Origin of the sequence: Azospirillum sp. TSO22-1, assembly GCF_003116015.1 — a bacterium.
Lineage (GTDB): Bacteria > Pseudomonadota > Alphaproteobacteria > Azospirillales > Azospirillaceae > Azospirillum.
On sequence record NZ_LGQZ01000171.1, the window covers coordinates 1 to 20,999 of the forward strand.

General features: G+C 70.1%; 20 protein-coding genes and 1 pseudogene. 11 read left to right on the forward strand and 10 right to left on the reverse strand.

Annotation, left to right across the window (positions count from 1 at the left end; genetic code table 11):
- On the reverse strand, window positions 1–1,602 hold a 1,602-nt coding region (locus TSO221_RS32170), incomplete at its 3' end, for a calcium-binding protein (RefSeq protein WP_146208978.1).
- 641 nt (window positions 1,603–2,243) lie between these two features.
- On the opposite strand from TSO221_RS32170, the gene TSO221_RS32180 reads away from it, so the two are divergent.
- The 7 genes from TSO221_RS32180 (at window position 2,244) to TSO221_RS32210 (ending at window position 9,454) form a co-directional block, all read left to right on the forward strand.
- On the forward strand, window positions 2,244–2,669 hold the full coding sequence (locus tag TSO221_RS32180; RefSeq protein WP_146208979.1) for a hypothetical protein: 426 nt from the start codon (window positions 2,244–2,246) through the stop codon (window positions 2,667–2,669).
- Window positions 2,670–2,711: 42 nt separating this feature from the next.
- Window positions 2,712–3,152, forward strand: a complete 441-nt coding sequence (locus tag TSO221_RS32185) for a winged helix-turn-helix domain-containing protein (protein ID WP_109122558.1) — start codon at window positions 2,712–2,714, stop codon at window positions 3,150–3,152.
- Window positions 3,153–3,244: 92 nt separating this feature from the next.
- A complete protein-coding gene (locus TSO221_RS32190; protein WP_109122559.1) occupies window positions 3,245–4,570 on the forward strand; it encodes an extracellular solute-binding protein in 1,326 nt (441 codons plus the stop codon).
- Between the two features lies 1 nt (window position 4,571).
- The gene (locus tag TSO221_RS32195; RefSeq protein ID WP_247878372.1) at window positions 4,572–5,924 is read left to right on the forward strand and encodes a di-heme oxidoredictase family protein; all 1,353 of its coding nucleotides are present in this window, start codon (window positions 4,572–4,574) and stop codon (window positions 5,922–5,924) included.
- A 53-nt stretch (window positions 5,925–5,977) separates the two neighbouring features.
- Entirely contained in the window at window positions 5,978–8,035 is a 2,058-nt protein-coding gene (locus TSO221_RS32200) for a TonB-dependent receptor (RefSeq protein ID WP_109122561.1), read from the forward strand.
- Window positions 8,036–8,576: 541 nt separating this feature from the next.
- Window positions 8,577–8,855: a TonB family protein gene (locus tag TSO221_RS32205; RefSeq protein WP_109122562.1), complete on the forward strand. Its 279-nt coding sequence runs from the start codon at window positions 8,577–8,579 to the stop codon at window positions 8,853–8,855.
- A gap of 209 nt (window positions 8,856–9,064) precedes the next feature.
- Window positions 9,065–9,454, forward strand: a complete 390-nt coding sequence (locus TSO221_RS32210) for a group III truncated hemoglobin (RefSeq protein WP_158284274.1) — start codon at window positions 9,065–9,067, stop codon at window positions 9,452–9,454.
- A 100-nt stretch (window positions 9,455–9,554) separates the two neighbouring features.
- Here the strand turns inward: TSO221_RS32210 and TSO221_RS32215 are convergent, their stop codons facing one another.
- Window positions 9,555–10,010, reverse strand: a complete 456-nt coding sequence (locus tag TSO221_RS32215) for a hypothetical protein (protein ID WP_109122564.1) — start codon at window positions 10,008–10,010, stop codon at window positions 9,555–9,557.
- 124 nt (window positions 10,011–10,134) lie between these two features.
- Window positions 10,135–10,557, reverse strand: a complete 423-nt coding sequence (locus TSO221_RS32220; protein WP_109122565.1) for a PRC-barrel domain-containing protein — start codon at window positions 10,555–10,557, stop codon at window positions 10,135–10,137.
- Window positions 10,558–10,675: 118 nt separating this feature from the next.
- On the opposite strand from TSO221_RS32220, the gene TSO221_RS32225 reads away from it, so the two are divergent.
- Window positions 10,676–11,101, forward strand: coding sequence for a hypothetical protein (locus TSO221_RS32225; RefSeq protein ID WP_109122566.1), 426 nt, complete (start codon window positions 10,676–10,678; stop codon window positions 11,099–11,101).
- 4 nt (window positions 11,102–11,105) lie between these two features.
- Here TSO221_RS32225 and TSO221_RS32230 read toward each other — a convergent pair whose 3' ends face one another.
- The 3 genes from TSO221_RS32230 to TSO221_RS32240 form a co-directional block, all read right to left on the reverse strand.
- Complete coding sequence (locus TSO221_RS32230) at window positions 11,106–13,709, reverse strand: hybrid sensor histidine kinase/response regulator (protein WP_109122567.1); 2,604 nt, start codon at window positions 13,707–13,709, stop codon at window positions 11,106–11,108.
- 102 nt (window positions 13,710–13,811) lie between these two features.
- Window positions 13,812–14,120, reverse strand: a complete 309-nt coding sequence (locus TSO221_RS32235) for a hypothetical protein (protein WP_109122568.1) — start codon at window positions 14,118–14,120, stop codon at window positions 13,812–13,814.
- Window positions 14,117–15,376 (reverse strand): pitrilysin family protein, encoded by a 1,260-nt coding sequence (locus TSO221_RS32240; protein ID WP_109122569.1) that lies wholly within the window; start codon window positions 15,374–15,376, stop codon window positions 14,117–14,119. Before TSO221_RS32240 ends, TSO221_RS32235 begins: the two co-directional genes overlap by 4 nt.
- Before the next feature lie 134 nt (window positions 15,377–15,510).
- Between TSO221_RS32240 and TSO221_RS32245 the strand changes: the two genes are divergently transcribed.
- Entirely contained in the window at window positions 15,511–16,308 is a 798-nt protein-coding gene (locus tag TSO221_RS32245) for an MBL fold metallo-hydrolase (protein ID WP_109122570.1), read from the forward strand.
- Here TSO221_RS32245 and TSO221_RS32250 read toward each other — a convergent pair.
- From TSO221_RS32250 to TSO221_RS32260, 3 genes are all read right to left on the reverse strand, one after another.
- Complete coding sequence (locus TSO221_RS32250; protein ID WP_109122571.1) at window positions 16,305–17,267, reverse strand: DUF808 domain-containing protein; 963 nt, start codon at window positions 17,265–17,267, stop codon at window positions 16,305–16,307. The genes TSO221_RS32245 and TSO221_RS32250 overlap by 4 nt on opposite strands.
- A 110-nt stretch (window positions 17,268–17,377) precedes the next feature.
- Window positions 17,378–17,707, reverse strand: a complete 330-nt coding sequence (locus tag TSO221_RS32255; RefSeq protein ID WP_109122572.1) for a hypothetical protein — start codon at window positions 17,705–17,707, stop codon at window positions 17,378–17,380.
- 115 nt (window positions 17,708–17,822) lie between these two features.
- Complete coding sequence (locus TSO221_RS32260) at window positions 17,823–19,178, reverse strand: aspartate aminotransferase family protein (protein ID WP_109122573.1); 1,356 nt, start codon at window positions 19,176–19,178, stop codon at window positions 17,823–17,825.
- A gap of 103 nt (window positions 19,179–19,281) precedes the next feature.
- Between TSO221_RS32260 and TSO221_RS32265 the strand changes: the two genes are divergently transcribed.
- Together TSO221_RS32265 and msrB are read left to right on the forward strand one after the other, a co-directional pair.
- Complete coding sequence (locus TSO221_RS32265) at window positions 19,282–20,217, forward strand: LysR family transcriptional regulator (RefSeq protein WP_109122574.1); 936 nt, start codon at window positions 19,282–19,284, stop codon at window positions 20,215–20,217.
- A 32-nt stretch (window positions 20,218–20,249) separates the two neighbouring features.
- On the forward strand, window positions 20,250–20,714 hold the full coding sequence (gene msrB, locus TSO221_RS32270; RefSeq protein WP_109122575.1) for a peptide-methionine (R)-S-oxide reductase MsrB: 465 nt from the start codon (window positions 20,250–20,252) through the stop codon (window positions 20,712–20,714).
- Here the strand turns inward: msrB and TSO221_RS32275 are convergent.
- A pseudogene (locus TSO221_RS32275) lies at window positions 20,711–20,999 on the reverse strand (keto-hydroxyglutarate-aldolase/keto-deoxy-phosphogluconate aldolase); the annotation flags it as partial. The gene msrB and the pseudogene TSO221_RS32275 overlap by 4 nt on opposite strands.

The following is a 20,999-nucleotide window of genomic DNA, read 5'->3' on the forward strand; positions in this document are numbered from 1 at the left end:
ATCGACGACATAGACGTCGTTGCCGGCCCCGCCGATCAGGGTGTCGCTGCCGGTGCTGCCGTCCAGCGTGTCGGCGCCGGCGCCGCCGGTGATGGAGTTGGCCAGCGTGTTGCCGGTGCCGGCGAAGGTGCCGGTGCCGGTGTACACCAGGTTCTCGACGTTGGCGTCGAGGGTGTAGGCGGCAAGGCTGGTGCGCACCGTGTCGTTGCCCTCGCCGGCCAATTCGACGATGGTGAGGCCGGTGTCGTTCACCACATAGGTGTCGTTGCCGACACCGCCCCTCAGCGTGTCGTTGCCGGCGCTGCCGACCAGCGTGTCGTTGCCGTTGCCACCCTCCAGGCTGTCGGTGCCGAGGCCGCCGTTGAGGCTGTCGTCGCCGTCCAGGCCGTAGAGGATGTCGCGCCCGGCGGTGCCCGTGAGCACGTCGTTGCCGGCGGTGCCGAACTTCTCGGTGAAACCGTTGGGGAGCGCGGCCTCGGTGCCGTACGCGCGGCTGTAGATCTCGGTGCCGGTGCCCGTGGTGCTGTCACTGGCCCACACCGCCACCCAGCCACCGTCCGCGCGGCCCGAGAGCGCCACCTGCGACTGGTTGCCAGCGGTTGTCTGGGCCACGCGCGCCTCGCTGCCGACCTTGTTGCCGGCGGCGTCGTAACGTTGCGCGTAAACGCCAAGCCCGGCGCCATCCTGTCCGCCGGACGAGGTCCAGGCGAAGGCGAAGCCGCCGTCGGCCAGCGCGGTCACCGTCGAGGCGGTCTGGTCGTAGCCGGCCGTCGTGTTGACCTGGAAATAGTTCCCCATTGCCGCCCCGGCGGCGTCGTAGCGCCGGGCGAAGATGCCCCAGCCGGATCCGTCCAGCCCCTGCACCGGCCAAGTCACCACGAAGCCGCCGTCGGCGAGCACCGCCACCTGCGGCATCACCTGCTCGGTGCTTCCCACCGGGCCGATGGCGAACTCGGCGCTCATGGCCGTGCCGTTCGGCGCGATGATCCGGCCCATGATTTCCGAGGTGGCGCCGTTCTTCAGCCACACGGCGACCTGGCCGCCGTCGTGCAGCGCGGCGATCCGCGGCCCGATGGCGTAATAGCCGCTGTACTGGCCGATCGTGAAGGGCTGGGTGGTCCCGGTGCCGTCGGCGGCGAAGCGTTGCTCCTTGCAGACACCGGAGGTCTCGAAGGCCATGGCGAAGCCGTTGTCCGGCAACCCCGTCACCGACCACCGTCCCGGCTTCGTGCTGGCCCAGGCCGTGTCCGGAATGGAGGCGGTCGTGGTCTGCTGTCCGGTGCTCGAATAGACCCGGGCGCCATAGACGTTCGTGCCCAGGACGCACCCGCCGATCACGAAGCCGCCGCCGGACAGCGCGGCCACCGGCAGCGGGTGCTGGGGCGTGGGGTTGACCGTCCCGATGGCCACCTCGCCGCCGACCTTGTTGCCGGTGTCGTCGTAGAGCTGGAAATAGCCCTGGCTGGTGGTGGTGGTCCAGACCACCACGGAGCCGCCGCCGGCCAGCGTCGCCACGTTGGGAATCGACTGGTTGCCGGTGACCGTCGTGTTGACCTGGGTCTCGGACGTCACCAGGAACGCGGAGGGCGAGGGGATCGGCATGGTATCTCCTTTTTGCGCCTTTGCGGCAGCCAAATCGGGCGTGTGGTTGCGCAATTATTCGAATAACTATCTTTACAATTGTTACCGATGCCATGTTGCAATTTGACGCGGATGGTCATCGGCCAACCTGCGGCCATATCCGTGCGCGGTAGCCCCGTGACCGATTAAATCGGTTACGAATCCAAGGCGAAACGATGATGCCGAGAGTCGGCATGGCACTCGTTTGATCTTGGCGCGTGCTCGGACACGCCTCCATGCCGACCAGACAGGGCGGCGGCTGGGCGAAGAACCCGGCCAACTGGCGGGTACCAGACTGATGCCTTCGATGTGGTTGCGTGCCGAGGTGCGACGGGCTTCGTCCGTCGGGGCGAGGATGACGAACGACGACTTGATCAGCGTCGTCGCGGGGGCAGCCCCGGTTCGCGTGCGCTGTCGCGGGTGATCTGGATGCGCTTTTGCCGCCATATATCGTGTGACACACCGCACAAGCAGCGTCTCCGCCTGCAGCGGACAATGAGCGCTATGCACGGATGAATATAACGATTATTCTCGACGATAAAGCCCGTGGATAACGGTGCGGGAAGGGTGAGACGGGGGTGGGTGATGACGGCCCGCCCCCACCGCCCTGGATGAGGGACACGATGAAGGCACTCCCGCAATCCGATCAGCTCTCTTCGACGCCCGGCTCGGCGAACCGGTCCGGGGATCTCATCCCTGCTGCCGTCCTGGATGGCGAGGCGCTGTTGCCCGGGCCGCGCGGGCCGGTCGGCGTGACGGTCAGCGTCCGCCTGTTCGACAGCGTCGAGATCTGGCTCTACGCCGCCGAAAGCGTGCTGGAGCACCCGATGCGCGGGCTCTGGCGCTGGCATCAGGGGCGCTGGGACGTGTTGTGCGGCGGCCAGGGACTCGACCCGGCCTCTCTTGCTGCCGCCCTGGCCGCCGGCGGACGGTGGGCGCCGTCGCTGCTCGAACCGCACGACGAGCAGATACGGGGGGTGCTGCGCCTTGCCGGCCGGATGACCGAGTCGGTGCACGGAACAGCAGCCGGGAGCGACGGGCGATGCTAGGATGCCTGGAGACCCGATCCAGGAACCACGTGCCATCACGCCATGAACAGACTTCGGCTGCGAATCGACTTCATCCCCAACGGCTCGCTTGGTCCGGGCAAGATCCAGCTGCTGGAGGCGATCCGGACGACCGGCTCGATCTCCGCCGCCGCGCGGACGCTGGGGATGTCCTACCGGCGCGCGTGGCTGCTGATCGACGATCTGAACCGCATCTTCCGCGAGCCGGTGGTGAGCGCGGCCGTCGGCGGCAAGCACGGCGGCGGCTCCGAACTCACGGAGTCCGGCAACACGCTGATCGACCAGTACCGCGCCATCGAGCGGGAAGCGTACGCCGCGGTGGCGCCCCGCATCGACGCCCTCCGGGATGCCCTGAAGCCCACGCCGGACAGTGCCGACACGGACGCGGAGGCGCTCGCCGACGACGCGGCGCCGGCGCCGGGCTGCGCCGGTCGGACGAGTCTGGCCCGTCCCTGCCAGCGCTGAGCGCACGGGGTAGCGGCCCCGCCAAAGGTCATTGACAGCTTCAGCTAGTGGTTATATCCGTCCGGATATTACGTGCCGGTACGGAGGATCACATGGTGATGGGCAGGCTTCTGGCGTGGACCGTTGCGGCGGTTCTCCTCACCACCCCGGCGCTGGCGCTGGAGGACCGGGTGATGGTCCTGACCAGCTATCCGGACGAGATGGCGGCGCTGTTCGAGACGGCGTTCGAGAAGGCCCACCCGGGCACCGACGTCCAGGTGGTCTGGAAGCAGTCGCGCGAGGCTGCTGCCCTGCTGCGCCAGCCGGACCAGGGCGGGATCGACGTCTATTGGACGCCGTCGCTCGCCACCTTCCCGGCGATGCGCGACGCCGGCGCCTTCCGGCCGCTGCACGTGGACCGCGGTGCGCTGCCCGGCCGCATCGGCGCGCAGCCGATCTCCGACCCGAAGGGCTTCTTCGAGGCGTTCGAGGTGGCGGGCTACGGCATCGTCGTCAATCCGGCGACCCTGGCCAAGCTGGGTCTGGAGGAGCCGCGGGCGTGGCGTGACCTTACGGATTCCCGCTATGCGGGGCAGGTGGCGCTGCCCATCGCCGGGCAGGTCGGCTTCTCGCCGGCGCTCTACGACATCATCCTGCAAGGCGAGGGCTGGGAGCGCGGTTGGGCGCTGTTGTCGGAGCTGGCCGGCAACGCCCAGTTGATCGGCAGCGGCGGCCACATCACGGACGCGGTGGAGGTCGGCACCGCCGCCGGCCTGACGGTGGACTTCTTCGCCCGTTCGGCCATCGCCAACGGCCATGCCGTCGCCCTGGCGTACCCGGCCCGCACCGCTTTCCTGCCGGCCCAGGTTGCCGTCACCGCGACGGCGCCGCATCCGGACGCGGCGCGGGCGTTCGTCGATTTCGTGCTGGGCCGCGACGGGCAGGCGATCCTGTTCCATCCCGACGTGCGGCGCTACCCGGTCCGCCCGGAGGTCTACGCCGCGGCGCCGGTCGGCACCGTCAACCCCTTCGCGCGGCCGGAGGCGGGCACCTTCGCCTACGACCCGGAGCTGGGCATTGCCCGCGCCGGCCTGATCGCCGCGGTGTTCGAGCGCATGATCGTCGAGCGGCACGACCGCCTGACGGCGCTGTGGGCCGGCATCCACCGCGCCGAGGCGGCGCTGGCCAAGGCGCCGGACCCGGCCGCGGCTGCGCTGGTGGCGCAGGCGCGGACCTTGGCGTCGGCGGTGCCGGTGAGCCAAGTCCAGGCGACCGCGCCGGAACTCCTCGCGCCGTTCCGCACCCGGCGCACCGCGCACGACGGCGATGGGGATCCGGCTGCCGTGGAACGGGCGTGGTCGCAGCAGCTCGACCACGCCCACGGCGAAGCTTTGTCGCTGCTCGAACGGGCGCTCAGCGTGCTGCCGGCGGGACGCTGACGTGCGCCGCCGCCTGCTGATCGCCGCCTGCGCCGCCGCGCTGTTTGGCGTGACGCCCGCGGCGCTGGCCCCCACGGCGCTGGCCGATGACGGTATTCTGGTCTCCGCCCAGGGGCGCGACGCCTATTCCCGGCCGCTGCCGTCGCTGGAGACCGGCCGCGGCGAGGCGTTCCGGCACGGCCGTTCATTGTTCCGGCAGGCGTGGCTGCTGGCGCCGTCCGCCGAATCGGCCGGGCTGGACGGCCTCGGACCGCTGTTCAACCGGCTCTCCTGCATCGCCTGCCACGTCAAGAACGGTCGTGGCGAACCTCCGGACGGTGCCGGGGACGTCATGCGCTCGACGCTGCTGCGTCTCGGCCTTCCCGGTGCCGGTCCGCATGGAGAGCCGGCGCCGCACCCGGTCTACGGCGACCAGCTCAACCCCGACGGCATCCCCGGCGTGCCGGGCGAGGGCAAGGCAACACTCGTTTGGCACGAGCGTGAGGAAACTCTGGCTGGTGGCGAGACCGTCCGCTTGCGCCGGCCGGAGGTGCTGCTGCGCGACCTCGCCTATGGACCGCTGGGGGCGGATGTCCTGACCTCGGTGCGCCTGGCGCCGCCGGTGTTCGGCCTCGGCCTGCTGGAGGCGGTGCCGGAGTCGGCGATCCTGGCGCTGGCCGCGGGCAACGGCGGCCGGCCGAACATGGTCTGGGATGTGACCAAGGGCGCGTCGGCGCTCGGGCGCTTCGGCCTGAAGGCGAACCAGCCGAGCCTGCGCCAGCAGAACGCCGGCGCCCTGGCCGGTGATATCGGCATCACCAGCACCCTCTTCCCGGACGAGGCCTGCACGGCCGCGCAGACGGCCTGTCGCGCCGCCGCCAACCCGCGCCGGCCGGAACTGACGGACGCGCAGCTCGACGCGCTCACCCTGTACGTCCAGGCCCTGGCCGTGCCGGAACGGCGGAACGCCGACGATCCGGTGGTGCGGGCGGGCGGGCGGCTGTTCGCCGATCTGGGCTGCGCGTCCTGCCATGCGCCGACGCTGACCACCGGGCCGCACGCCCTGCCGGAACTGGCCGGGCGCACCATCCACCCCTACACCGACCTGCTGCTGCACGATCTGGGCGACGGGCTGGCCGATGGCCGGCCCGACTTCCTCGCCACCGGGCGGGAGTGGCGCACGCCGCCGCTGTGGGGCATTGGCCTCGCCGAGCCGATCGCCGGGCGGGCCTTCTACCTGCACGACGGCCGCGCCCGGACGCTGGGCGAGGCCATCCTCTGGCACGGCGGGCAGGCTCAGCCGGCGCGCGATGCCTTCCGCGACCTGCCGCCCGAGCGAAGGGCGGAACTGCTCGCCTTCATCCGGTCGCTCTGACGCGACGACAAAACGCCTGTGGGGGCTCTGAACGTTTTTTACGGGGGATACACATGCAGTCTGCACACCGTTATATTTTCCCATATACGGCCGCCTCGATCCTTGCGCTGACGGTGGGGGCCGGCGCGGCCGCGGGGGACGAGGCGTCCAACGTCTTCCACCTTGGCCAGATCAACGTCTCCGCCCAGGGGAGCGACAGCAGCACGGTGGGCGGCAGCGTGCTGCCGCAGGAGGAGATGTGGCGGTTCAACCGCAACAGCCTCGACGACGCGCTCAACCTGGTGCCGGGCGTGGTGTCGTCGAACACCGGCGGCTCGCGCAACGAGCGGACCATCAACGTGCGCGGCTTCGACCGCTTCCAGGTGCCGCTGTCCATCGACGGCATCCGTGTCTACCTGCCGGCCGACAACCGCCTCGACTTCAACCGCTTCCTGACGCCGGACGTGTCGGAGGTCCAGGTCGCCAAGGGCTACGTTTCGGTGCTCGACGGGCCGGGCGGCCTGGGCGGCGCCATCAACCTCGTCACCCGCAAGCCGGGCAAGGCGTTCGAGGCTGAAGGGCGCGGCGGCCTGAGCTTCGACAGCAATGGTGCCCTCAACGGCTACACGACCTTCGGCGCCGTCGGGACGCGGCAGGAGAAGTTCTACCTCCAGGCCACCGGCGCCAAGACGGAGCAGACGCATTTCCGCCTGTCCAACGACTTCACGCCGACGGTGATCGAGAACGGCGGCAATCGTGACCACTCGCGGCACGAGGACTGGCGCGTCAACGTCAAGGCCGGCTTCACGCCGAACGACACCGACGAGTACTCGATCAATTTCACCAAGCAGTCGGGCAGCAAGGAAGCCCCCTTCCACGTCACCGACCCGCTGTCGGCGCAGCGCTACTGGCAGTGGCCGTACTGGGACATCCAGAGCGTCTACTGGCTGTCGAACACCAAGCTGGGCGAGGCCTCCTACGCCAAGGTCAAGGTGTACTACAACACCTTCGAGAACGGCCTGTACTCGTACGACGACCCCAACTTCCAGCGGCAGACGCTGGCCAAGGCGTTCCGCAGCTATTACGACGACAAGGCGTACGGCGGCGCGCTGGAGCTGGGCACCGACCTCATCCCGATGAACACGCTGAAGACGGCGTTCCACTACCGGCGCGACGACCACGCCGAGTGGCAGGACACCTACGCGCCGCGCCGCTTCACCGAACCGAAGCAGTCCACCGTCGAGGACACCTACTCGCTGGCCGTCGAGAACACTTTCCACGCCACCTCGGTGGTCGATCTGGTGGTCGGCGCCAGCTACGACTGGCGCGTGCTGCACAAGGCGCAGGACTGGGACAGCACCGGCACCGGCCGGCTGATCGGCTATCCGCTGGAGGACAACCAGGCCTTCAACTGGCAGGCGGCGGCCAACTACCGCTTCTCCGACACCGGCAAGGTCTACGCCAGCCTGTCCTCGCGCACCCGCTTCCCGACGATCTTCGACCGCTTCAGCTCGCGCTTCGGCGGCGCCACCTCCAACCCCGGCCTGCGCCCCGAGCACGCCATCAACGCCGAGATCGGCGTGTCGGAGCAGGTGTTCGGCAACACCCGCCTCGATGCCGCGCTGTTCCACAGCCGCGTCACCGACTTCATCGAATCGGTGCCGATCGTCTTCGCCGGGCAGCGCCTGACCCAGAGCCAGAACGTCGGCTCCGGCGAATTCCACGGCGTCGAGGTCGGCGCGGTCAGCCGGCTGACGGGCGCGCTGGAGGTGGGCGGCAACTACACGCTGATCCAGCGCAACATCAACAATCCGGGCAACCCCGCCTTCCAGGCGACCGACGTGCCGATCCACAAGCTGTTCGCCTACGCCAGCTGGGAGGCGCTGGAGGGGCTGACCATCACGCCGAACGTCGAGACGGCGTCGAACCGCTGGACCGTCACCACCAACGGCGCGACCTATTACAAGACCGGGGCGTACGTTCAGGGCAACCTGACAGTCAACTACAAGGTGACGAAGAACGCCGAACTGGCCGCCGGGGTGCGCAACCTGTTCGACCAGAACTACGCGCTTGTGGACGGCTTCCCGGAGCCAGGCCGGACGTTCTTCCTGAACGCGCGCGTCACCTTCTGATCCGGCCGGCGGCATGGAGGACCGCGGAGAGCCGCTGTCCGCCGCGCCCCGGTCGGGAGAGTGCGGGGGTGCGCCGGGGCGGGGGCTGCAAGCCCTCGCCCTGTCCGCTCTGGCACATGCGTTCGGCGTGGGGGTGATCCTGCTCCTCGCACGCGGCGTGCCCAAACCGTTGCCGGACCTGCCAACGATCGCCGTCGAGCTGGTGGCCGAGGCGCCGTCCGACGACGGTCCATCACCCCCGCCGGGACGGGAAGCATCCCCGGCCCCCGCCGAGGCGCTGGCGGAGTCCGCGCCCGAACCTGTGCCGGAACTCGCACTGCCCCCGGCAGCGCCTGCGCCAGAGCTGGCGGTTGCGCCGGATGCGGTGAGCCCGATCCCAGCACCTCCCCGGCGAAAGCCGGTACCGCCCGTGGTCCGGCCTGACCGGCACGCGGCGGCACCGGCGGAGGATGCAACACAGGGACCCCATCGTCCGGCCGGTACGCCCGGCAGCGGAAACGGGGAAACGGGGACGGCTGCGGTCGAAGCATCTGCGCCGGATATGACCTCCTATCTGGCCGAGATCCGCCGGCGTCTTCAGGCCAACCTGCAGGTCCCCGACGACGCGCGCCGGATGCGGCTGGGCGGCACGGTGGTCGTGCGCTTCCGCGTGCGCATCGACGGCCGGCTGGATGACGGCACGCTGACCGTTCTCCAGCCGGCCGCGATGACGTCGCTCGACCGCAGCGCCGTCGAGGCGGTTCAGCGCTCGCTCCCCCTGCCGCCTCCGCCGGCGGGCGCCGCGGTGATCGAGGTGCCCGTGGTCTTCACCATCCGGTGAGGGGCGTCGCCCCACGTGATGATGGACGCCGCCCGCCGGAGGACGCGGGTGACGGGCCTCCACCCGGAGCCGGACGCGGTCGACATCGAAGTCCACCGCAGGAACGACCGCTTTGCAGTGTTTGACGGGGCCCTGCGCAACGCCCTTGCCTTGCTGTGAGCATGCGGCGCAATGTCCACATTTTATGAATGGTTTTAAGGGGACGGGTCATGGACGCAGACACCGACAGGAACGAATTGATCGCGGCGCTGGTGGCCACCTTCTATGAGCGTGCCCGGTGCGATCCGATGCTGGGGCCGGTTTTCGACACGGCCATCCATGACTGGGAGGAGCATCTCAGCCGCATCCGTGATTTCTGGGCGCACCACCTGCTCGGCAGCGGCCACTACAGCGGCCCGGTCTTCATGCCGCACGCCGTGCTGCCGCTTGAGCCCGCGCATTTCGACCGCTGGCTGGAACTGTTCGGCGAGACGGCGACGGAGATCCTGCCGGATGACCTGTGCCAGCGTGCCATGGCGCGCGCCACCCACATGTCGGCGAGCATCAAGGCGGGCATGTTCACGGTTCCAGGCCATCGGTTCGGCCGCCCGCCGGGCTGATCGGCCACCTGTGAAGCGGGGCAGGGGTGGCAAGCGTTCCACACGAACGAAGCCGGCCGGCACCGTCCCCGCGATGCCGGCCGTGACTGGTTGTTGCCGATCAGCGCTGCTTCGCCAGGATCCCTTGCCCGGCGCTGTTGCCGATGCCGGCGGCGACGTTGGTGCCGACCAGCACGTCGGTGCTGACCAGCGGGCCGCGGCCGGTGAAGTTCAGGCCGACGCGCACGCCGTTGCCCTGGGTGCCGGCGACGCGTTGCCCGGCGCTGTTGCCCACGCCCGCCGCAACGTTGGTGGCGGTCCCCACGTTGGTGCTGACCAGCGAGCCCGGCCCGCCCTGCACGCCGGTCATCCGCTGCTGCGCCGAGTTGCCGATGCCGGCGGCGAGGTTGGTGGCGTTGCTGACGTTGGTGCTAGCCAAACCGGCGACGCCCGGCGCCATCGGCATCGCTCGCGGCGTCAGGGCGGGGGCCTTGCCCTGGTTGATGTTCTGCGCCATGGCCGGAGCCGACAGCAGGGCGAGGGTCGCGAAGCCGGCGAGCAGCGGGGTGCGGATCATGAGGTGTCTCCTTGGCTCGGGTCCGAGGCGCACGGCCCCGGTGCATTGCGGATGGGCCGGACCCTAAGCCCCCGACGGTCCACCCGATGTGAGCCACCCCACAGCTGTCCTCACTTTCCCATCCCTACTTCGGCCGCTTGGCGTTCAGCGAGGTCGTGGCGGCGTCGCCTTCGAAGGCGGGCAGCGCCTGCACCTCCTCGCGCGTCAGCCCGGAGACGAACAGCGCGTCGCTGTCCGAGCGCACCTCGACCAGCGACAGCTCGATGGACACGTCCTTGCCGCCGGAGCCGGTGGAGACGATCAGCCGCAGCGGCTGCCCGTCCGGGCCGAGCAGCACGTCCTCCACCCTGCCGGCCGTCTGGCCGTCGGCGGTGGTGACGACGCTCCTTTCCAGGAAGTTTTCGGGATGCAGGACGCCGAAGCTCTGGCTGGTCTCGCCCACGGCCGGGCTGGCCGGCGCGGCGGTGGCTGTGTCGGTGCCCGTTTGGGCCGACGCGGTGCCGGCGATCAGGACGAACGCCGCGGCGGCGATGAGGTCGGTTCGCATGGCAAGTCCTCCCCGGGGCAGAATGCCCCATCACCGTCAACAGCCCGGCAGCGGCAAAGTGGCGGGAACCCGGCGCCCCTCCCGGGGTTCTTCAGGACGTACGGGGATCGGAGGGAGTATGGGCAAGGCATTGGCGGCGGGCGCGGCGGCGGTGTGGGTGGTGATGCTGGCCGGTTGCGCCGACGGGACGCGGACGCAGATGGCGCAGCAGGCGCAGACCGGGCTGGTCGGCATGCCGAAGAGCCGGCTGTTGTCCTGCGCCGGCGTCCCGGCGCGGCAGGCGGCGGCGGAAGGGCGCGAGTACTACACCTACGTCCATGGTTCGGGGTACGGCGGCGGGCCGTGGTCCAGCCTCGGCGTTGCCGGCGGCAGCGGCGGCGGCGGTGTCGGTCTGGGCATCGGCTTCCCGCTCGGCGGGTCTGCGGGCTATTGCGAGGCGACCTTCGTCCTGCAGAACGACGTGGTGCGGCAGGTCAACTACCCGGCCGGCGCCAACCTGCCGGACTGCGGCAGCATCGTGCAGAACTGCATGGGCGCGTCCTGACGCGTCAGGCGGACACGCCTTCCAGCGCGGTGCGGGCCTCGGCCAGGGCGTCGTACACGGCACGCAGCGGCGGGGCGAGGTCGTCGTCGGGGCTCTGCGCCGCCCGCTGCAGCAGGCGGCAGCGCTCCGACAGCGCGGCCAAGCCGATGTTGCCGGCGAGCGAGACCAGCGTGTGCGCCTCGAAGGCGACCCGCGCGCGGTTCCCGGGGTCGGCGAGCCCGGCGACGCGCCGGTCGACTTCGGCCAGGGTGTCGCGGACGAAGCCGGGCACCGCAGCTTCGCCCATGCCCTCGGCCAGCGCGCGGAGGGCGGCACGCTTCAGCACCGGCGCCTCGTCGGCCGCCGGCGCGGCCTTGGCGGGCTGGTGGCCGCCGGTCCAGCGGTGGACGGCGGCGAGCAGTGCCGCCGGGTCGACCGGCTTGGTGACGTGGTCGTTCATGCCGGCGTCGAGGCAGGCGCGCAACTGCTCCGACAGGGCGTTGGCGGTCAGCGCGATGATCGGCACGCCGGCCTTGCCGTCCGGCAACCGGCGGATGGCCGCCGCCGCCTCCAGCCCGTCCATCACCGGCATCTGCAGGTCCATCAGCACGAGGTCGTAGTCGCCGTCGCGCACCGCGGCCACCGCCGCAGCACCGTCCTCGACGATCTCCACCGTGTGCCCGGCCTTCTTCAGCAGGGAGGAGGTGACGATCTGGTTCATCGGCACGTCCTCGGCCAGCAGGATGCGTGCCGGCCGCCCGGCCGGCACGATGCCGGAGAGGCCGACGGACTTGCGGTCCTCGACCATGGCGGTCTCGCGGGCGAGCGGCAGCTCGAACCAGAAGGTGCTGCCCCGGCCCGGCTCGCTCTCGAAGCCGATGCGGCCGCCCATCATCTCGGTGAGCTGCTTGCTGATCACCAGCCCGAGGCCGGTGCCGCCGTAGCGCCGCATGGTGACCCGGCCGCCCTGGCTGAAGCGCTGGAACAGCCGCGGCTGGTCCTCCTCGGTGATCCCCGGTCCGGTGTCGACGATCGCGAAGCGCAGGGTGGGGCGCTCGGCGTCCGGCGCGGCGACGGCGGCGGAGAGCCGCACGCTGCCCTCCGCGGTGAACTTGATGGCGTTGCCCAGCAGGTTCAGCAGCACCTGCCGGATGCGTGCCTCGTCGCCGCGCACGAAGCGTGGCAGATCCTCGGCCAACGCCATGTGCAGCAGCAGGCCCTTGCCCGAGGCCGCGTTCGACATCAGGTCGCGGCAGTCGCTGAGCATGCGGCCGAGATCGAAGCCGCGCTCCTCCAGCTTGACCTGTCCGGCCTCCATCTTCGACTGGTCGAGGATGTCGTTGATGATCGCCAGCAGGCCGCGCCCGGCCTCGCGCTGCAGGGTGACATAGCGGCGCTGCTCCTCGTTCAGCGGGCCGTCGAGCAGCAGGTCGGCGAAGCCGATGACGCCGTTGAGCGGCGTGCGGATCTCGTGGCTCATCGCCGCGAGGAAGTCGGACTTGGCGCGGGTCGCCGCCTCCGCCTGCTCCTTGGACAGGCGCAGGTCGCGCTCGCGCTCGGCCAACTGCTCCGACATCCGCCGCATCGAGCGGGCGAGCGAGCCGATCTCGTCCGGGGCCGGCCCGACGTCGAGCGCTACATTGGCGTCGCCGGCGCCGATCCGCTCGGCGGCGCGGCCCAACCGGCTCATCCAGCGCAGCACGGAGAAGTGCGCCACCGCCCACGCCATGCCGAAGGCGGCCAGCGCCGCAACGCCGAGCAGGGTCAGGCTGCGCATCAGGTCCTGCCGCCCTTCGGCGAGGATCGGATCCAATGGCAGGCCGACCATCAGGCGTGCGTCGGTGCCGGCGATCCTCTGGGCGCTCCAGATGCGGCTTACGCCGTCGGCGCTGTTCCCTTCGATCAGGCTATCCTCCCCCTTGAGGAGGGCCTGAACCGTCGGCCAGATGCCGATGTTCCGCCCCGCCCATCCCTCCGGATCCGGATGGCGGGCCAGGATGGTTCCGGTGCTGTCCAGCAGCGCGACGCGCGCCTCGGGATGCTTGACGCGTCGCAGCACATCGCTCAACCAGGCAAGGTCGATGGACACGCCGAGCACCCGCCGCACGCCGTTCGGCGCGGTGAAGAGCTGCGCGGCGATGATGACCGCCTTGCCCGAGCGCTTGCCGACGATGTAGTCGCTGACCACGAAGTCGCCGGTCTCGACGGCGCGGCGGAAGTAGGGGCGGTCGCCGAGGCTGATGCCGTTGCCGGGACCGCTGGTATCGCAGATGATCCGGCCGTCCATATCGGTCGCCCAAACGCCCGTCGACCAGGGGTGCAGCTTCGGCATCGTCTTCGAAATGCTGACGCATTCGTCCACGTCGTCCTCGGCGCCGTTGATCGCCGGGACCATGGCGAGCACGGCGAGCAGGCTGCGGGCATCCCGGATGACCTCCTCCTGCTTCTGGACACCGGCGTGCGTCAGTTCGCGCGCCAAGTCCTTGGCCTCGCGGACCCTGGCGTCGATGCTCTGCTCCACGTACCAGACCGCCGCCGCGAACGGCAGCGCGAGCGCCGCCAACACCAGGGCCGCGAGGTGCGTGCGCAGGCTGTTCAACCGCAGGCGCCGGGCAAGGAAGGAGGGCATGGGCTGGAGCTATTCCGAAAGTATCAAATCAAGTCATATCACGCAGCCACCGGAAACTCGACAGCCACCCTCTATGCGGGCACTTTGTCTCAGCGCCGGGTCTCAGCGCCGGTCTTCCAGCACCGTCGGCAGGCCCTTGGCGGCGAGGCGGACATGGTCGTGGACCTCGACGATCACCGCGTCACGCACGCCGACCAGCCGCCACTCGCAGCCGACCTGGTTGCCGGCCGCGAGGTCGGCGGTGAGGCGCGCGGCGAAGCAGGCGCGCGCCTCGGCAAGGCTGTCGAAGGCCCCGCACAGGTACCAGACGTCGTTCAGGTAAGTCGGGCCGCGGTAGTTGACGTGGTATTCGGTCCCGCCGGCTTCGCCCGGGGCCTCGCCCCCGGCGAGCGGTTGCGTGTCCGGCGTCATGCCGCCTCCAGCATTCCTTGCATGGCCTCGTAGGGCGGCAGCCGGTCGAGCACGCCGACCGCCGACACCGCCATCGGCCCGGAGAAGACGCGGTTGGCCATGGCCGCCACGTCGTCGGAGGTCACCGCGTCGATGCGTGTGAAGATCTGCTCGATGCTGCGGACTTCGCCGGTGCGCAGCAGGGTGCGGGCGAACCGGTCGGCGCGCCGCATGGTCGACTCCAGCGACTTGCCGACCGAGAAGCGCAGCTGCTCCTTCGAGCGTTCCAGCTCCGCCGCAGTGACGCCGTCGCGGGCCTTGCGCAGCTCGTCGAAGAAGACGGGGACCAGTTCTTCCGCCTCCTCCGGGCCGGTGCCGGCGTAGAAGCTGAGGGCACCGCCATCGATGTACTGCAGGGGCGAGGCGTAGACCGAGTAGACCAGCCCGCGCTTCTCGCGGATCTCCTGGAACAGGCGCGAGGTCATGCCGCCGCCCAGGATGTTGGCGAGGTGGCGCAGCGCGTAGCTGCCCGGATCCTCGGTGCCGACACCGGGGAAGGCGGCCATGAAGTGCACCTGCTCGGCGTCGCGCTTCAGCAGCGCGGCGCCGCCGCGGCTGGCGACCGGCTCGTGGAACGGCTCGTCCTTGGCCTGGAGGTGGCCGAACATGCCCTCGATCCGCCGCACCACCGTGTCGTGGTCGACGTTGCCGGACACCACGTAGACCATGCGCCGCGGGTCGTAGCGGGCGACGTAGTCGAACAGGTGCTCGCGCCCGAAGCCGGCGACGTTCTCGCGGGGCCCCAGGATCGGCCGGCCGAGCGCCTGCCCCTCGAACGCGGTGCGGCGCAGCGCCTCGTAGGCGACGTCCTCCGGCTCGTCGGCGTAGCGGCCGATCTCCTGGATCACCACGCCGCGCTCCTTCTCCACCTCGTCCTGCGGGAAGGTGGAGTTCAACACGATGTCGCCGATGATCTCGCACGAGACCTCGACGTGCTTGGCCGCCATCTGGGTGTAGTAGGCGGTCACGTCGTAGTCGGTGTAGGCGTTGAACTCGCCGCCGCGGTTCTCGATCTCCAGCGCGATGGCCAGCGCGTCGCGGCTCTTGGTGCCCTTGAAGATCATGTGCTCGAGGAAGTGGGAGATGCCGTTGATCTCCGGCCGCTCGTTTCGGGCGCCGACGCCGACCCACAGGCCGCTGGTGATGGTGCCCAGGTGGGGCAGGTGGTCGGTCAGGATGCGGAAGCCGTTGCTCAGCGTCGTCAGTTGGATGGTCACGCGGTACTCTCCTTGTCGCACGTCCACAAAATCGGGTTGCGACGCGCCGGGGTCAACCGTCGCGGCCCCTCGACCGGAGATGCGGCGCGCTTAGATCACTGCCGGCGGTTGTCCGAACTGCGGAGATACCCTTCATGGCCAAGGTGCTGTCGGTTCTGCTGCTCCTGCTGTTCGGCGTCCCCTTGTTTGCGTATGGGGCTTTTGCCGATTGCCTGCCGGTCGCGGATCTGCCGCGCCCCGGCGTGATGCTGGCGAACCTGCGCGTGGCGCAGGCGCCATCGGCCGGAACGGTGCGGGTCAGCTTCCTCGGCCACGCCAGCTTCCTGATCGAGACGCCAGGGGGCGTCAGCGCGGTGACCGACTACAACGACCTGTTCCGCCCCGCGGCGACGCCGGACGTGGTCACCATGAACAACGCGCACGTCACCCACTACACCGACTTCCCCGACTCCGACGTGCGCCACGTGCTGCGCGGCTGGGACCCCGGGGGCCGCATGGCGCAGCACGACATCGAGGTGAAGGACCTGCGCGTGCGCAACGTGCCCACCAACGTGCGCGACTTTGCCGGCACGCGGGTGGCCGGCAACTCGATCTTCGTGTTCGAGGTGGCGGGGCTGTGCATCGCCCATCTCGGCCACCTGCACCACGACCTGACCGACCTGCACCTGAAGGAGCTGGGGATGATCGACGTGCTGATGGTGCCGGTCGACGGCTCCTTCACCATCGCGCAGGAGGTCATGCAGCGGGTCATCGGCCAGATCGGCCCGGCGGTGGTCATCCCCATGCACTGGTTCAGCGAGCAGCGCCTCGCCCGCTTCCTCGACATGATGCGGCCGACCTACACGGTGGAGGTGCGCGCGTCCCCGAGCGCGCTGTTCTCGCGCGCCACGCTGCCGCGGCGGACGGTGATCGTGCTGCCTGGAGGGCACTAACTCCGCAGCTTCGCCAGCACCGGCTGGGCGACGCCGTGCACCAACGGGATAAGCAGCGCGCCCAGCACCAGCCCGAACACGCCCGAGGCGGCGGCCGACACCGACCACTCCACCACGCCGCCGAGTGCCGGCACGGCGTGGCCGGCGGCGGCGGCGGCCTCGTGGATGGCGTGGCCGATGACCGGCAGGCCGAACGTCTCCAGCCCGTGGATGATGATGCCGCCGCCGACCCACAGCATCGCCGCGGTCCCGATGACGCTCAGCGCCTTGAGGAACCAGGGCATGCCGATGACCAGGGCGCGGCCGACGGTCCTGGTCATCGGGTAGCGCGCCAGCGCCACGCCGGCGTCGTCCGCCTTCACGATCAGCGCCACCGTGCCGTAGACCACCAGCGTGATGCCAATGCCGACGATGGCGAGGATGATCGCCTGTTCCCAGAACGAGGTGGTCTCGGCCGCCACCGTCGACAGGGTGATCGCCATGATCTCGGCGGACAGGATCAGGTCGGTCTGGATGGCGCCGCTGACCTTCTCGTCCTCCAGCCGCCTGGCGTCGACGCCCGGCTCGGGCAGGACGCCGCCGGGGCCGTGCGGCTCGGCGTGCGGCCACAGCGCCTCGTAGACCTTCTCGGCGCCCTCGTAGCAGAGGAAGGCGCCCCCGGCCATCAGCAGCGGCGTGATCGCCCAGGGTGCGAACAGGCTGAGCAGCAGCGCCGCCGGCAGCAGGTAGAGCAGCTTGTTCTTCAGCGAGCCGACGGTGATCTTGGCGACGATCGGCAGTTCGCGGTCGGCGGTGAAGCCCACCACGTAGCGCGGGGTCACCGCGGCGTCGTCCACCACGATTCCCGCCGCCTTGGCCCCGGCCTTGGCGACGTGTACGGCGGTGTCATCCAGCGAGGCGGCGGCGATCTTCGCCAGTCCGGCCACGTCGTCGAGCAGTGCGATCAACCCGGTGCTCACGCGATACGCTCCCTCAAGCGGCGGATGCAGCGTTGAACACCGGACACCGGGGATCGGCTCCCGTCAACAGGAAAGGCCCGGCCGAGGGGCCGGGCCTTTCCGTTGCGTTCCTACCACTGGCCGGGGCCGCCGCCCCAGCCGCCGCCGGGGCACGGACCGGTACCGGGGCCGCTGCCCATCATCCGGCCGCCCGTCTGGTGGTACAGCGTGACGCCCTTTTCGGTGGCCCGCTGCTGGATCAGCTGCTGCATCTTCTGGTGCAGTTCCTGCCGCTCGGCCGGGGTGGTGGCCTTCAGCATCTCGGTGCGGTGGGTCTGCCACTCCTCGGGGGTGAGCAGGTCACGGCCGCGCACCACGTCGCCGCCGAACACCGGAAGCGCAAGTCCGCCGATCACGAGCGCGGCGGCAAGCGCGGTGGTGATGGTGTGGATGGTCCTCATGACGACCTCCCGGACCCCTCGGGTCCTCTCTCTTTCCTCCACGCCATCATTAGAGCATGGGAGCGTTGCCGGATGATGTCCGGCAACGCCCCTTATGTAACGGATGGTAACAGCCTCAGGCGGTCGCCTGGATGGCGTCGGCGACGGCGTTCATCAGCGCGTCCAGCTCCGCCTGCTCGGTGATGAAGTGCGGGCCGAACTGCAGGGTGTCGCCGCCGTGGCGGACGTAGAACCCGGCCTTCCAGCATTTCATGGCGATCTCGTACGGCCGGCGCGCCGGTTCGCCGGGCAGCGCGGCGATGGTCACCGCGCCGGCGAGGCCGTAGTTGCGGATGTCGGCGACGTGCTTCAGCCCCTTCAGGCCGTGCAGGGCGTTCTCGAAGTGCGGCGCCAGGGCGGCGGCCTTCTCCCACAGCCGCTCGCGCTCGAACAGCTCCAGCGCGGCGAGACCGGCGGCGCAGGCAACGGGGTGGGCGGAGTAGGTGTAGCCGTGCGGGAACTCCACCATGTACTCCGGCCCGCCGTTGTCCATGAAGGTCTTATAGATCTCGCGGCTGGCGACCACCGCGCCCATCGGCACGGCGCCGTTGGTCAGGCCCTTGGCGACGTTCATGATATCCGGCACCACGCCGAAGGCGTCGGCGCCGAAGCGGGCGCCCATGCGGCCGAAGCCGGTGATCACCTCGTCGAAGATCAGCAGGATGTTGTGCTTGTCGCACAGCGCGCGCAGGCGCTGCAGGTAGCCCTTGGGCGGCGGCAGCACGCCGGCCGAGCCGGCCAGCGGCTCGACGATCACCGCGGCGATGTTGGAGGCGTCGTGCAGCGCCACCAGCTCCTCCAGCGCGTCGGCCAGCTCGGCGCCCTCGTCGGGCATTCCCTTGGTGAAGGCGTTCTGCGGCAGCAGAGTGTGCGGCAGGTGGTCGGCGTCGACGCCCTGGCCGAACAGCTTGCGGTTGGCGCCGATGCCGCCCAGGCTGATGCCGCCGAAATTGACGCCGTGGTAGCCCTTGGAGCGGCCGATCAGCTTGGTCTTGGTCGGCTGGCCCTTCAGGCGCCAGTAGGCGCGCGCCATCTTCAGCGACGTGTCCGTCGCCTCCGAGCCGGAGTTGACGAAGAACACGTGGTCGAGCCCGGCCGGCGTCATCGAGGCGAGCTTGTGCGCCAGCTTGAAGGCCAGCGGATGGCCGAACTGGAAGGCGGGGCTGTAGTCCAGCTCGGCGATCTGGAGGGCGACCGCCTCGGAGATCTCGCGCCGTGAATGGCCGGCGCCGCAGCACCACAGGCCGGACAGGCTGTCGTAGATCTTGCGGCCCTCGGCGTCCCAGTACCATGCGCCCTCGCCGCGTACGATCATGCGCGGGTTGCCCTTGAACTCGCGGTTGGCGGTGAAGGGCATCCAGTGGGACTCCAGCTCCTCCGCCGTCAGTCCCGCCGTCCGGTCCGTCGCCGTCTTGCTGTCCCAGGGTGCCATTCGTCCGCCCTCCCGATCATCGAAGAAAGGGAGTTTGCACCCGTGCTTGGATGCGGTTAAATCCAGACTGTTCAAACTTCACGTAAGCAGGTGCTTACCTGTCATGGGCAAGAAGGCCCGCGCGTTGGCGGCGGTCAATGACACCGACATCAGGCTGCTGCGCGTCTTCCGCACGGTGGTGGAGTGCGGCGGCTTCTCCGCCGCCGAGGTCGAGCTGAACATCAGCCGCGCCGCCATCAGCCTGCACATGGCCGACCTGGAAAAGCGATTGGGTTTGCGGCTGTGTCGGCGCGGCCGGGCCGGCTTCCTGCTGACCGACGACGGCAAGCTGGCCTACGAGGCGGCGCTGCGCCTGCTCGCCGGGCTGGAGAGCTTCCGCAGCGAGATCAACGCGGCGCACGGGCGGCTGCGCGGCGAACTCAACATCGGCATCACCGACAACCTCGTGACGCTGCCGCAGATGCGCGTCACCAATGCGCTGCGCGCGCTGAAGCGGGCCGGGCCGGAGGTGCGGGTGAACATCCGCATGATTCCGCCCAACGAGGTGGAGCGCGGCGTTCTGGACGGCCGGCTGCACGTCGGCGTGGTGCCGGCGCGGAGCGCCCTGCCGGGGCTGGCGGGATTCCCGCTGTACCGCGAGGAATCGCGGCTGTACTGCGGCCGGGGGCATCCTCTGTTCGACGCGTCGGTGGGGGAGATGACCCGCGCCGCGGTCGAGGCGGCCGACGCCATCGCGCCGACGCGGGCGCAGCCGCCGCCGGAGGCGGCGGACCTGCAACAGGCGCTGAACACCACCGCCACGGCGACCGACCGCGAGGGCGTGGCGTTCCTGATCCTCACCGGCTGCTACGTCGGCTTCCTGCCCACCCACTACGCCCGGCAATGGGTCGAGCGTGGGGCGATGCGCGAGCTGCTGCCGGACACGCACCGCTACAGCCTGGAGTTCCACGCCGTCACCAAGAAGGGCACACAGCCCAATCTGGTGCTGGAACGCTTCCTCGATCTGCTGAAGGCTGGCGAAGCCGACGCTGTGCCCTAGATCCAGGGCGTGGCAGCAAGGAATCCTCGCGCATGACGACCTCTCCCTCGGGCTTCGACCTCACCCCGCCGTCGCCGGATCTGCGCCGGCGCCTGGAATCCCGCCTGACCGACGAGGAGCGCGAGGTGCTGCTCCGCCACGGCACGGAGGCGCCGTTCTGCGGCGGCCTGCTCGGCAACAAGGAGCCGGGGACCTACTGCTGCAAGCTGTGCGGCCTGCCGCTGTTCCGCGCCGGCACCAAGTTCGAGTCCGGCACCGGCTGGCCGAGCTTCACCGCGCCCTACGACGAGGGGCACGTGGTGCAACGGCGCGACACCAGTCACGGCATGGTGCGGGTGGAGACGCTGTGCGGCCGCTGCGGCAGCCACCAGGGGCACGTCTTCCCCGACGGGCCGCCGCCGACCGGCATGCGCTACTGCATCAACTCGATCTCGCTGCGCTTCGTGCCGGACGGCGAGCCGCTGGCGAAGATGGCGGAGGAGTATGAAAGCCTTTAGCCCGCCGCCAGCGCCGCCGCTTCCCGCGCCAGTCGTTCGATCTCGGCCCAGCGGCGCTCCTTGACCGCGTCGGCCGGGGTGAGCCAGGTGCCGCCCAGGGCGAAGACGTTGGGCAGGCCGAGGATCTCGCGGATGTTCTCGGCCTTCAGGCCGCCGGTCGGGCAGAAGCGCACCTCGGGCAGCAGCGGCACCATGCCGCGCAGCGCCGGGGCGCCGCCGTTCAGCATGGCGGGGAAGAACTTCAGCTCGCGGAAGCCGTGCTCCAGCGCGATCAGCGCCTCGGAG

Excerpts from the sequence above, each read along its gene's own strand:
- TSO221_RS32185 (WP_109122558.1), top strand. The coding sequence starts at position 2,712 with ATGAACAGACTTCGGCTGCGAATCGACTTCATCCCCAACGGCTCGCTT.
- TSO221_RS32210 (WP_158284274.1), top strand. The coding sequence starts at position 9,065 with ATGGACGCAGACACCGACAGGAACGAATTGATCGCGGCGCTGGTGGCC.
- TSO221_RS32180 (WP_146208979.1), top strand. The coding sequence starts at position 2,244 with ATGAAGGCACTCCCGCAATCCGATCAGCTCTCTTCGACGCCCGGCTCG.
- TSO221_RS32235 (WP_109122568.1), bottom strand. The coding sequence starts at position 14,120 with ATGACGCCGGACACGCAACCGCTCGCCGGGGGCGAGGCCCCGGGCGAA.
- TSO221_RS32245 (WP_109122570.1), top strand. The coding sequence starts at position 15,511 with ATGGCCAAGGTGCTGTCGGTTCTGCTGCTCCTGCTGTTCGGCGTCCCC.
- TSO221_RS32260 (WP_109122573.1), bottom strand. The coding sequence starts at position 19,178 with ATGGCACCCTGGGACAGCAAGACGGCGACGGACCGGACGGCGGGACTG.
- TSO221_RS32215 (WP_109122564.1), bottom strand. The coding sequence starts at position 10,010 with ATGATCCGCACCCCGCTGCTCGCCGGCTTCGCGACCCTCGCCCTGCTG.
- TSO221_RS32230 (WP_109122567.1), bottom strand. The coding sequence starts at position 13,709 with ATGCCCTCCTTCCTTGCCCGGCGCCTGCGGTTGAACAGCCTGCGCACG.
- TSO221_RS32220 (WP_109122565.1), bottom strand. The coding sequence starts at position 10,557 with ATGCGAACCGACCTCATCGCCGCCGCGGCGTTCGTCCTGATCGCCGGC.
- TSO221_RS32255 (WP_109122572.1), bottom strand. The coding sequence starts at position 17,707 with ATGAGGACCATCCACACCATCACCACCGCGCTTGCCGCCGCGCTCGTG.
- TSO221_RS32190 (WP_109122559.1), top strand. The coding sequence starts at position 3,245 with ATGGTGATGGGCAGGCTTCTGGCGTGGACCGTTGCGGCGGTTCTCCTC.
- msrB (WP_109122575.1), top strand. The coding sequence starts at position 20,250 with ATGACGACCTCTCCCTCGGGCTTCGACCTCACCCCGCCGTCGCCGGAT.
- TSO221_RS32265 (WP_109122574.1), top strand. The coding sequence starts at position 19,282 with ATGGGCAAGAAGGCCCGCGCGTTGGCGGCGGTCAATGACACCGACATC.
- TSO221_RS32225 (WP_109122566.1), top strand. The coding sequence starts at position 10,676 with ATGGGCAAGGCATTGGCGGCGGGCGCGGCGGCGGTGTGGGTGGTGATG.
- TSO221_RS32205 (WP_109122562.1), top strand. The coding sequence starts at position 8,577 with ATGACCTCCTATCTGGCCGAGATCCGCCGGCGTCTTCAGGCCAACCTG.
- TSO221_RS32200 (WP_109122561.1), top strand. The coding sequence starts at position 5,978 with ATGCAGTCTGCACACCGTTATATTTTCCCATATACGGCCGCCTCGATC.